General features: G+C 69.1%; 11 protein-coding genes and 1 pseudogene. 3 read left to right on the forward strand and 9 right to left on the reverse strand.

The features are described 5' to 3' along the window. Positions 1–17 precede the first annotated feature (17 nt). On the reverse strand, positions 18–818 hold the full coding sequence (locus MAE01_RS08615) for a hypothetical protein (RefSeq protein WP_229718261.1): 801 nt from the start codon (positions 816–818) through the stop codon (positions 18–20). Between the two features lie 132 nt (positions 819–950). Between MAE01_RS08615 and gnd the strand changes: the two genes are divergently transcribed. Next, complete coding sequence (gene gnd / locus MAE01_RS08620; RefSeq protein ID WP_147039146.1) at positions 951–2,006, forward strand: phosphogluconate dehydrogenase (NAD(+)-dependent, decarboxylating); 1,056 nt, start codon at positions 951–953, stop codon at positions 2,004–2,006. A gap of 14 nt (positions 2,007–2,020) precedes the next feature. On the opposite strand, the gene MAE01_RS15950 is transcribed toward gnd, so the two are convergent. From MAE01_RS15950 to MAE01_RS08645, 7 genes are all read right to left on the reverse strand, one after another. Next, positions 2,021–2,191, reverse strand: a complete 171-nt coding sequence (locus MAE01_RS15950) for a hypothetical protein (RefSeq protein ID WP_184282437.1) — start codon at positions 2,189–2,191, stop codon at positions 2,021–2,023. A 254-nt stretch (positions 2,192–2,445) separates the two neighbouring features. Next, complete coding sequence (locus MAE01_RS08625) at positions 2,446–2,799, reverse strand: TraR/DksA family transcriptional regulator (protein WP_147039147.1); 354 nt, start codon at positions 2,797–2,799, stop codon at positions 2,446–2,448. 44 nt (positions 2,800–2,843) lie between these two features. Next, positions 2,844–4,481, reverse strand: coding sequence for a SulP family inorganic anion transporter (locus tag MAE01_RS08630; RefSeq protein ID WP_147039165.1), 1,638 nt, complete (start codon positions 4,479–4,481; stop codon positions 2,844–2,846). 26 nt (positions 4,482–4,507) lie between these two features. Further along, a complete protein-coding gene (locus MAE01_RS08635; protein ID WP_144794111.1) occupies positions 4,508–4,876 on the reverse strand; it encodes an ArsR/SmtB family transcription factor in 369 nt (122 codons plus the stop codon). A gap of 91 nt (positions 4,877–4,967) precedes the next feature. Then, positions 4,968–5,108 (reverse strand): hypothetical protein, encoded by a 141-nt coding sequence (locus tag MAE01_RS15955; protein ID WP_186806181.1) that lies wholly within the window; start codon positions 5,106–5,108, stop codon positions 4,968–4,970. After that, positions 5,105–7,435, reverse strand: coding sequence for a phosphoribosylformylglycinamidine synthase subunit PurL (purL, locus tag MAE01_RS08640; protein ID WP_147039148.1), 2,331 nt, complete (start codon positions 7,433–7,435; stop codon positions 5,105–5,107). Before purL ends, MAE01_RS15955 begins: the two co-directional genes overlap by 4 nt. Positions 7,436–7,599: 164 nt before the next feature. Further along, positions 7,600–8,547 (reverse strand): helix-turn-helix transcriptional regulator, encoded by a 948-nt coding sequence (locus MAE01_RS08645; protein WP_147039149.1) that lies wholly within the window; start codon positions 8,545–8,547, stop codon positions 7,600–7,602. Between the two features lie 109 nt (positions 8,548–8,656). On the opposite strand from MAE01_RS08645, the gene MAE01_RS08650 reads away from it, so the two are divergent. Both MAE01_RS08650 and MAE01_RS08655 read left to right on the forward strand, forming a co-directional pair. Continuing rightward, on the forward strand, positions 8,657–9,115 hold the full coding sequence (locus MAE01_RS08650) for a VOC family protein (RefSeq protein ID WP_147039150.1): 459 nt from the start codon (positions 8,657–8,659) through the stop codon (positions 9,113–9,115). Between the two features lie 361 nt (positions 9,116–9,476). Then, positions 9,477–10,703, forward strand: coding sequence for a cobalamin-independent methionine synthase II family protein (locus MAE01_RS08655; protein WP_147039151.1), 1,227 nt, complete (start codon positions 9,477–9,479; stop codon positions 10,701–10,703). A gap of 314 nt (positions 10,704–11,017) precedes the next feature. Here MAE01_RS08655 and MAE01_RS08660 read toward each other — a convergent pair. Beyond that, positions 11,018–11,136 (reverse strand): annotated as a pseudogene (locus MAE01_RS08660) (IS481 family transposase); the annotation flags it as partial.

An 11,136-nucleotide genomic window follows, 5' to 3' on the forward strand; every position in this document is an offset into this window, starting at 1 on the left:
CAGCACCCGCGGCGGCCTCAGTCCTGTCGCTTCTGCGGCATGCGCTCCGGTTCTGGCGCAGGCGCGGGCGCTGGCTCGGGCGGTGTGACCGAGGCGGTGATCTCCCGCGCGACCTGCTTCTCGAGCACCTCGACGGCCTGGTCGCTGAGGACGATGAGCCCGTCGAGCTCCTCGCGCACGCGCTTGTACGCGATGTTGCGCTCGGCCTGAGTTGCCGACTCGTCGACGGCGACCTCGAGCAGCTTCTGCGCCCGATCGAGCTTCTTGCGCTCGGCCTCGCTGAACGTGGAGTTGCGCAGGCGACGGGCCTCCTTCTCGGCGATCTCGAACGCGACGGCGGCGTTGCCGACGGCATCCAGATACTCGCTGACCTGCTGTTCGCTCACCTTCGCGGTCGCGGCGGACGGCCGAAGATTGTCCGCCGTCTTCTTCGCCCGCAGGAAGGCGGCAGTCAACGGCTGCCGACCGTCGCTCATGGCGGGGAAGGCGATGAGCTTGGCGACGTCGAGCTCGTAATCGAGCCAGCGGGCGGTGATCTCGTCGTGCTCGGCGAACAGGCGCTCGAGCAGCTCCTTCGAGGAGAGCTGCGAGTCGGATGCGACATCCTTGGCCGTCGCGGGCAGCAGCTTGCCCCGCGCGGCGTACTGCGCGGCCTTGATCTCGCCCTTCACCCGCAGGGTCTCGAGCCGCCGCTCGTGGCGGCGCTTCGCGCCCCGCTCCCACGCCTTGGCAGCACCACCAGCCATCCCCATGATCGGGAAGACCAGCCACCAGTAGTTTCCCGCGAAGGTCCAGAAGCCCTGGAGGAACTCATCCATGATGCGTTCAGCCTAATGCGGCCCCGTGCCGCGCCGCTCCAGTTCTTGGCAACCGGGTGGTGAAGGTCCGGATGCCGTGCCAGGATGACCCACGACTCGGCTCACCGCGAGCCCGAACGGAGAGGAGCAGACATGCAACTGGCCATGATCGGACTCGGCAGGATGGGCGCGAACATCGTCCGGCGATTGATGCGCGACGGGCACGAATGCGTCGTCTACGACGTGAATCAGGATGCCGTCGCCGCTCTCGTTGCGGAGGGCGCCACTGGTGCCGACAGCATGGCCGACCTCGCGGCGAAGCTCGAACCGACCCGTGTGGTCTGGATGATGGTTCCTGCTTCTCTCACCGGCGCCGTCGCCGAGGAGGCGGCGGCGGTGCTCGAGTCCGGCGACATCCTCATCGACGGTGGCAACTCGAACTACCGCGACGACGTCCGTCGCGCGAAGGCGTTGCGAGAGAAGGGCATCGAGTACGTCGACATCGGCACCAGCGGCGGGGTGTTCGGACTCGAACGGGGCTACTGCCTCATGGTCGGCGGGTCGGATTCCGCGTTCGCGCACATCGAGCCGATCCTCCGCACGGTTGCGCCCGGTGTCGGCGAGGTGGAGCGCACGCCGGGTCGCAGCGGCGACCTCACTCCCGAGGAGCAGGGTTTCCTGCACTGCGGACCGTCGGGCGCAGGACACTTCGTCAAGATGGTGCACAACGGCATCGAGTACGGCATCATGGCCGCGCTCGCCGAGGGCCTCAACCTGTTGCACAACGCGGATGCCGGAGTGCGCGAGGCAGAGCACTCCGCCGAGATCGCCCCGCTGGAGGAGCCGGAGTTCTACCAGTTCCCGATCGACACGGCTGCAGTCTCAGAGCTCTGGCGTCGCGGATCGGTGATCTCGTCGTGGCTGCTAGATCTCACTGCGGCCGCGCTGCACGAGAACCCCAGGCTCGACGGCCTCGCCGGCCGAGTCTCGGACTCCGGCGAGGGTCGCTGGACCGTCAAGGCCGCGGTCGACGTCGGGGTGCCGGTGCCCGTGCTCGCGGCATCCCTGTTCGAGCGGTTCGCGTCCCGTGACGAGGACCAGTTCGCCAACCAGGTGCTCTCGGCGATGCGACTGCAGTTCGGCGGGCACAAGGAGCTTCCGGCCGGCGACGTGCTCGAGGCGGGGGGCCGCAAGTCCGACTCGGCTTGAGCGGGGCGCCGGGCTCAGGCGTCGGCATCCGCCTCGTCGGAATCGATGTCTTCGGCGCCTTCGCCCAGATCATCCTCGACCTGCGCCGGCGGCAAGTCGTCGAGGAACGCGCGGTCGTCGTTCGGGTCGCCTGTGCCCTTGTCGAGTCCGGACTCGGTCGGGTCGTCGGTGCGCGGATCGCTCATGGCATGCTCCTTCTGTTAGGTGGATCAGTCTTCCGGCCCGAAGCCGGCGTCGAAAACACGGTGGTACCGTTCGGCATCTTCGAGCGTCTCGCATTCGAGGAGACGCGCTTCGGCAACCGGCATGAGCGGCGACTCATGCGTGTCCGACGCCGCGAACGATGGAAGTGCCATGGTCCGTCAAGAATCATGGTTCGCCGAACCGGATGCCAGAGGCTTGACAATCCGTGCGCCCAGCGTCCCAGCTTCCCAGGTTGTCAGCGCCCGAGCTTCTCCGCACACGGCACGCACAGTTCCGCGAACGGACGCACGCGCAGGCGGGCGACCGGGATGCCGCGACCGCAGTTCGCGCAGACCCCGTAGGTGCCGACATCCATGCGCGCCAGCGCCTCGTCGACCTGCCGCAGTTCCTCGCGGGCGCCCTCGAGCAGCCCGCTGAGCCGCGACCACTCGGCCGACAGGGGAACGCCCTCCGGGTCGTGCTCGTCATCGTCGCTCTGGCTGCTGCGGTCGTGAGTGAGCTGGTTCAGTGTTGCCGTCAGTGCCTCGGTGCGATCGTTCGCCTCGCGCCGCAGGGCGTCGAGAAGAGGACGCAGCTCGTTGTCGCTCATGCCCACACCTTAGGCCTGACGGCGTCCGTCCGGTGTCTGCAAGATCAGGCGAGAGCGGATGCCGGTCGGCCGGATCCACGTGCGATATGGCTGCGTGCATGGCTGACGGCGTCGTCGAGGGACGTGAAGAGGTGACGGTGGTGGCGGAGGGAGTTCAGCACGCCGACGGTGCGGAAGAGGTCCTCGTGCACCGGCTGCACCCCCTTGATGAGCACGGTCACGCCGCGCCGCTCGAGGGACTGCACGATGTCCTGCAGAGCGTGCGCCCCGCTCGCGTCGACGTGCTCGAGCTTCGACATGCGCAGGACGACGACGGTCGCACCCTGCATCCGCGTGATCTCCTCGAACACCCGCTCTGCCGAGGCGAAGATCAGCGGCCCGTCGATCCGCACGACCGCGATGCGCTCATCGCCGGGCTGGGGCGGCCCGGCGATCTCCTCGCGCTGCACGCCCGTGCTGCGCGAGAGGTTGCGGATCGCGAAGACGCCGGCGAACACGATGCCGATGACGACGGCGACGATGAGGTCGAACGAGACGGTGATGATCGCGGTCACGATGAACGCCGCGGCATCCGACCGCGCCGACTTCAGGATCGAGCGCATCGTCGCTGCGCGAACCATGCGGACGGCGGTGAGCATGAGCACGCCGGCGAGACCCGCGAGCGGGATCATCCCGACCGGCCCCGACAGCACGAGCACGAACAGCAGCAGTACGACGGCGTGCACGATCGACGCGAGGCGAGTGCGACCGCCCGAGCGCACGTTGACGGCGGTGCGTGCGATCGCTCCGGTCGCCGGCATCCCGCCGAACAGGCCGGAGCCGATGGACGCGATCCCCTGGCCGACCAGCTCGCGGTCCGGGTCGTACGAACCCGTGTCGCCGAGGGAGGCGGCCACGCGCGCAGAGAGCAGCGACTCGATGGCGGCCAACGCGGCGATCGTGAACGCCGGGGCCAGCAGGGCGGCCGTCCCGCTGAGGGTGATGGTCGGGAGGGCGGGCATCGGGAGGCCGGCGGGCAGTGCACCGATGACGGCGAGCGGACTGTCGATCATCAGGCAGAGGAGCGTCACGACCGCGATCCCGATGAGGGAGCCCGGGATGCCGGGGTGCAGGCGCTGCGCGAGCAGCATGAATCCGATCACGATGAGGGCGGCGCCCACTGCCCAGGGGACGTAGGTCCAGTCGGCCTCGGAGATCGCCTGCACAGCTGCGATGAGTGCGTTGGAGCTGTGGCTCGCGGCATCCGCCTCCCCGCCGACCGTGAGCGACGGCACCTGCTGCAAGAAGATGATCGCGGCGATGCCGAGCGTGAACCCCTCGATCACCGGCCACGGGATCACGCCCACCGCCTTGCCCAGCCGTAGTGCACCGGCGGCGAGCACGATGACGCCGGCCATGATGCTGACGAGGGCGACCGTGCCGACTCCGTGCTCGGCGACGATCGGCAGCAGCACGACGACCATCGCCCCGGTCGGGCCGGAGATCTGCACGTTCGAACCGCCGAAGATCGCGGCCAGGACGCCCGCGATGATCGCGGTGATGAGTCCGGCCTCGGCGCTCACGCCCGAGCTGACTCCGAACCCGAGCGCGAGGGGAAGCGCGACGATTCCGACGGTCAGCCCCGCCACTACATCGCGCTTCCAGGTGCGCCGGAGATCACGGTAATCGTCGAGCGACGGCATCAGGCCGCGTACGCGAGCTGAGGTGCTCACAGCGGGCCCTGTGTGAGCGCGGGCAGCGCGTTGGCGTGTTCGATGCGCTCGCCGTCGGTTCGGACGATCTCGAGCAGCAGTGCGCGGGCGACCGCGAGCATCTCTGCGGTGCGCCGGTCGGCCAGGCGGTAGTAGACGTGGCTGGCGCGGCGTTCGGATGTCACCAGGCGATGCCGGCGCAGCACGGAGAGGTGCTGGGAGAGGTGTGATGCCTCCAGCCCGGTCTCCTCGCCCAGTCGGGCGACGCTCACCTCGTCGGCGTCCGAGAGGAGCTCGAGAATGCGGATGCGGAAAGGGTGCGCGAGCCCCTTGAAGAGGTTGGCCTTCACCTCGTAGAGCGGACGATGGGCCTCACTTAGTGACATGATGAAATGATCATATCGCGGAAACGGGGGTGCTTCGGCCGACGGGCGTGCAGATCGACTGACAGGTGTCGCGCCGAGCGCGCCAGGCGGCTCAGCCGAACAGCAGGCTCAGCACGGTCGAGCCGCCGCCGACCAGGATCAGCGCCCCGATCGTCACCCAGGCGATCAAACGGATGCGGCGGTTGCGGCGCTCGCCGAGGTCGCCGTAGTCGTCGCTCAGGTCGTCGCTCATGCGACCGGCTCCGCGACGGTCGGGCCGAAGGCCGCCGGCAGCGTCGCCTGAGAGGTCTGACGCAGCTCGGATGCCGAGACCGTGAACAGCCCGGTCACCTCGAGGTCGGGCACGGTGTCGGTCACGCCGATGCGCAGCACCGGGTAACCGCGTCCCTCGCACAGGCCCTGGAACTTCACGTCCTCCTCGCGCGGAACCGTCACGATGACGCGACCGGTCGACTCCGAGAACAGAGCGGATGCCGCATCCACCCCGTCGCGCTCCATGAGCTCGGTCAGCCACACGCGGGCGCCGACGCCGAAGCGCATGACACCCTCGGCGAGTGCCTGGGCGAGGCCACCCTCGGACACGTCGTGAGCCGACGAGATCAGCCACTCGTCGCGCGCCGCGCCGATGAGACCGGCGAGCGTCTTCTCACCCGCGAGGTCGACCTTCGGCGGGACGCCGCCGAGGTGGCCGTGCACGACGTCGGCCCAGGCCGAACCCGAGAGCTCGGTCGCGGTGGTGCCGAGGAGGTAGATGTTCTGTCCCTCGTCCTGCCAGCCAGACGGGATGCGGCGCGAGACGTCGTCGATGATGCCGAGCACGCCAACCAGCGGAGTCGGGTGGATCGGGGTGTCGCCGGTCTGGTTGTAGAACGAGACGTTGCCGCCGGTGACCGGGGTGCCGAGCTCGTAGCATCCATCGGCCAGGCCGTCGACGGTCTGCCCGAACTGCCACATGACCTCGGGGTTCTCCGGGCTGCCGAAGTTCAGGCAGTCGGTGATCGCGGTGGGCGCAGCGCCCGTGACGGCGACGTTGCGGTACGCCTCGGCGAGCGCGAGTTGTGCACCCGCGTAGGGGTCGAGCTGGCAATAGCGGCCGTTGGCGTCGGTGGAGATCGCGAAGCCGAGACCCGACTCCTCGTCGGCGCGGATCATGCCGGCGTCGTCGGGGAAGGCGAGGGCTGTGTTGCCGAGCACGTAGTAGTCGTACTGGTTGGTGATCCAGCGGGTGTCGGCGAGGTTCGGCGAGCCGACCAGCGACAGGAACTGCTCGCGCAACACGTCGCCGTCGTTCGAGCGGGGCAGGAGCTCCGCAGCATCCGCCTGGAGCGCGTCGATCCATGTCGGATAGGCGACCGGACGGTCGTAGACCGGCCCGTCGACCGCGACCGTCGACGGGTCGACGTCGACGATGCGCTCGCCCTGCCAGTCGATGATGAGGCGGCCGTCGCCGGTGACCTCGCCGAGCACGCTGGTCTCGACGTCCCACTTGTTCACGACCTCGAGGAACGCGTCGAGCTTCTCGGGAGCGACGATGGCCATCATGCGCTCCTGCGACTCCGACATGAGGATCTCCTCGGCAGTCAGCGACGGGTCGCGCAGCAGGACGTTGTCGAGGGAGACGTGCATGCCGGAGTTTCCGTTGGCGGCGAGCTCGCTGGTCGCGCACGAAATCCCGGCGGCGCCGAGGTCCTGGATGGCCTCGACGAGCTCGCCCTTGTACAGCTCGAGGCAGCACTCGATGAGCACCTTCTCGGCGAAGGGGTCGCCGACCTGGACGGCGGGACGCTTGGTCGGGCCGGTCGAGTCGAAGGAGTCGGAGGCCAGGATGCTGGCGCCGCCGATGCCGTCGCCGCCGGTGCGCGCACCGAAGAGGACGACCTTGTTGCCGACGCCGGTGGCGTTCGCGAGCTTGAGGTCCTCGTGGCGGAGCACGCCCACCGCGAGGGCGTTCACCAGCGGGTTGGCCTGGTAGACGGAGTCGAACACCGTCTCGCCGCCGATGTTGGGAAGGCCCAGGCAGTTGCCGTAGAAGGAGATGCCGGCGGTGACGCCGTGTACGACGCGGGCCGTGTCGGGATGGTCGATCGCGCCGAAGCGGAGCGCATCCATCACCGCGACGGGGCGGGCACCCATCGAGATGATGTCGCGGACGATGCCGCCCACGCCGGTCGCGGCGCCCTGGAACGGCTCGATGAAGGAGGGGTGGTTGTGCGACTCGGCCTTGAAGGTGACGGCCCAGCCCTCGCCGACGTCGATGACGCCCGCGTTCTGGCCCATGCCGACCATGAGGCGCTCGCGCATCTCGTCGGAGACCTTCTGGCCGAAGCGGCGCAGGTAGTTCTTGGAGGACTTGTAGGAGCAGTGCTCTGACCACATCACCGAGTACATAGCCAGCTCGCCCGAGGTGGGGCGGCGGCCGAGGATCTCGCGGATGCGGGCGTACTCGTCATCCTTCAGCCCGAGGGCGCCGTAGGGCTGCTCCTTCTCGGGCGTCGCCGCGGCGTTGGCGACGGAGTCGGGGACGTGCTGACGAGCGGATGCTTCGGGGGCGGTGGTCACGCGCGCTCCAAGTGGCGAGAGGGCTGGCGGGGCGGTCTCAGTCTACTTGCGTCGGCTGGCCGTAGATCTCGCTGAGAATTGCCTTGCCGCATGAGAATCGTGCTCGCACGGCAAGTCTCACCGTGGTGCGGAATTCTCGCGGCCGGACAGTCTGGCGGGGCAGGTCAGCGGGCGGCTGAGATGAGGCGTCGGGCGAGTGCTTCCGCCGCTTCTCGCAGCGGCTCGGGGCCGACGATCGTGAAGGGAGCCTCGAATCGCACGATCGACGCCAGCACACCGGTCCACGACCAGGAGCCCACCGTGATGCGGCACGAGTCCGCGTCGATCTCTTCGAGCGTCCCGTCGCCGATCCACGGGATGATCTCGCGGGCGGGGAGGTCGATGACCACTTCGCCGACGCAGGGCCAGCGGTCCTCGGCATCCGAGCCCTTCGCCCGCGCGGCGAGGTAGGTCTCGGCATCCACCGCCGGCAGCGCGCGCGGGGTGAACGACGGACCGGTCGGGATGCGCGGCGACATCCGGTCGAGCCGAAAGATGCGCCAGTCGTCTGCCTCGAGATCCCATGCGAGCAGATACCAGCGGCCCTCGCGAGCGACGACCGCGTGCGGCTCGGTGCGGCGGGGCGGACGGTCGTGGTCCGCGCCGTAGTCGAATCGCAGGACCTGCCGGTCGCGGGCGGTCGCGCTCACGGCTTCGAGCACGGCGGGATCGACCTTGGCACTCGCGTTCTGCGCGCCGGTGAAGCGGATGCCGTCGATCCGATGCCGCAGGCGGGAGGGCATCACCTGTCGCACGGTGGCGAGGGCGCGCTCGGCGGATTCGCCAATGTCGACGCCGGTGGTGGATGCCGTCTGCAGGGCGACCGCGATCGCGACGGCCTGGTCGTCGTCGAACAGCAGTGGCGGCAACTCGGAGCCCGCGGCGAGGCGGTAGCCGCCGTCGGGGCCCTTGATCGCGCCGATGCGGTATCCGAGTTCGCGGAGCCGATCGACGTCGCGCCGCACCGTGCGCGGGCTCACCTCGAGGCGCTCGGCGAGCACATGGCCGGGCCAGTCGCGCTGCGTCTGCAGCAGGGACAGCAGCGCGAGCATGCGCGAGGAGCTTCCGGTCATGGCATCCATTCTGCGCCGAGTAGAGGACCGAAAATGACCTCTACTGCTGTGATCGTGGTTCTCGACGGCCGCTCGGCCCGTCGGACGCCTTCCCCATCAGGAGAGAATCATGACCCTCACCACCACCACTCACCTCAACTTCCGCGGCGTCGCTCGGCAGGCGCTCGAGTTCTATCAGTCCGTGTTCGGCGGCGACCTCACGATCGCCACCTACGGCGACTTCGGGATGCCTGCGGGCGTGCCCGGCGCCGACAAGGTCGTCTTCGGCAAGCTCGCCGGGGTCGGCGGCATCCGCCTGATGGCGTACGACATCCCGGGTCAGGACGACGCGGACGCCGCCGCGACGGCGGGTTCGACGCGACGAGAGAACGGCGTCACGATCACCGACCGGACCTTCTTCCAGTCGCTCGACAGCGGCTCGATCGAGGCGGTCGCCACGTACTGGGAGCGCCTCGCGGAGGGAGCCGCGATCATCGAGCCGCTTGCGGCATCAGCGTGGTCGGCCGGATTCGGCATGCTCACCGACCGCTTCGGCGTGACCTGGGTGCTCGGCGTTACGGCCGAGTGAACGCCGGGTCCGGAGGTGTCGCTAATTGCCGCTGCAACACGGTCTGAGCGACAACTGGCGACACCTGCGGGCGGCGGCGGCGCGCTGCCTCCGGTGGCCCTGTCGGGGAGGTGTCGCTTCGTGCCGCTGCAGCGCTGGTTGAGCGACAACTGGCGACACCTCCGGGTGGGTGGCGGTGCGACCCTGTCGGGGAGGTGTCGCTTCGTGCCGCTTCGGCGCCGGTTGAGCGACAACAAGCGCCACCTCCGGCTACGGCATCAGTCCACCCGACCCCACCGCCCGACGTCACGGAGCGACACGAGATGTGTGCGGCTGCCGGTGTGTTCGTAGATTGGGAGCTCCCGCAGTGAAGGAGTTCCCCGTGTCCGAGATCCAGACCACGACCGCCGGTAGCCTCCCGCGAACCAGCGCGCTACTCGACGCCAATGCGTCGCGCACGTTCGCCGAAGACGGCTTCACGCTCGAGTCGACGCCCGAGTTCGAGTCGCTGGTCGGAGAGGCCGTGGCCGATGTGGTCGAGCGCCAGCGTCGAGCGGGCATCACGCAGCCCGGCGACGGCGAGTTCGGCAAGGCGTCGTCGAGCTCGGTGGACTACGGCGCGTGGTGGGGATACTCGTTCCAGCGCGTGAACGGCCTGTCGCTGACCGAGGTCAACGCGTTCAACGAGCCGGCGCGGCAGTCCTCGCCGGGGAACGTGGTGCTGACGAGCTTCCTCGATCGCCGCGACCGGCAGGCGTTCGCCGACGCCTACGCCGACCCTGAGGCCGGTATCGGCACCGGCCGCAACGCGACTGCGTTCCCGACCACGACCGGTGCGCTCTCGTACCGCGGTCAGGATGCCGTCGCCGCCGACATCGCGCACCTCCGAGGTGCGCTGCGCGAGGGCGAGACCGGCTTCCTCACGGCGATCGCGCCGGGTTCGGCTGCACGCGTGCGCAACGAGTACTACCCGAGCGACGAGGCGCACATCGAGGCATGGGCCGACGTGCTGCGCGAGGAGTACCGCGCGATCACCGATGCCGGGCTGATCCTGCAGCTCGACGACCCGTCGCTGGCCGAGAACTGGGACCAGATCACGCCCGAGCCGACCGTCGCCGAGTACCAGCAGTTCACCAGCATCCGCATCGAGGCGATCAACCGGGCGATCGAGGGGCTGCCGAAGGAGCAGGTGCGCCTGCACCTCTGTTGGGGTTCGTGGCACGGGCCGCACTCCACCGACATCGACGTGCGCCACATCCTTCCGGTCGTGCTGCAGGCGAAGGTCGGATCGATCTCGTTCGAGGCGGCGAACGCCCGTCACGAGCACGAGTGGGCGCAGTGGGCGGATGCCGCGGCCGACGGCCTCATCCCCGACGACCTCGTGCTGGTGCCCGGAGTCGTCGGCCACTCCACGAACCTGATCGAGCACCCCGACCTGGTCGCGCAGCGGATTCAGCGCTACACGGACATCGTCGGCGCCGACCGCGTGATCGCCTCGACCGACTGCGGACTCGGCGGCCGCGTGCACCCGGACATCGCCTGGGCCAAGCTCGAGACCCTCGGCGAGGGCGCGCGTCGCGCGGGAAGGCCCGCCGCGGTCATCGCGTAGCAGGTGGCGCGGCCATCGGCGGCGCAGTCTGAGTTTGTCGCGGCAGGGGTCGCAAGTGGTCGCCTGCGCGAGGTCTTAGCGACGACTTGCGCCCCCTCCCGGAGTTGGGTCTCGCGGCAGGGGTCGCAAACGGTCGCCTGCGCGGCGTTCTGGCGACAACTTGCGACCCCTCTTGAGCTCGTTGCCTCTTCTGAGGTCCGGTCTTTCGGCAGGGGTCGCAAATGGTCGCCTGCGCGAGGTCTTAGCGACAACTTGTGACCCCTCTCGGAGTCGGGTCTCAGCGCAGGGGTCGCAAATGGTCGCTTGCACGGCGTCTAGGTGTGATGTCCAGGCAGGTTGTTGAGTCTGCTGACAGGCGAGGCTCCGATCGCGGAGTGGTGCCTGTGATGATTGTAGAAGTGCAGCCAGCCGGGCAGCGCGTTGCGGCGTTCGC

It is taken from the genome of Microbacterium aerolatum, from assembly GCF_007988825.1.
GTDB classification, from domain to species: domain Bacteria; phylum Actinomycetota; class Actinomycetes; order Actinomycetales; family Microbacteriaceae; genus Microbacterium; species Microbacterium aerolatum.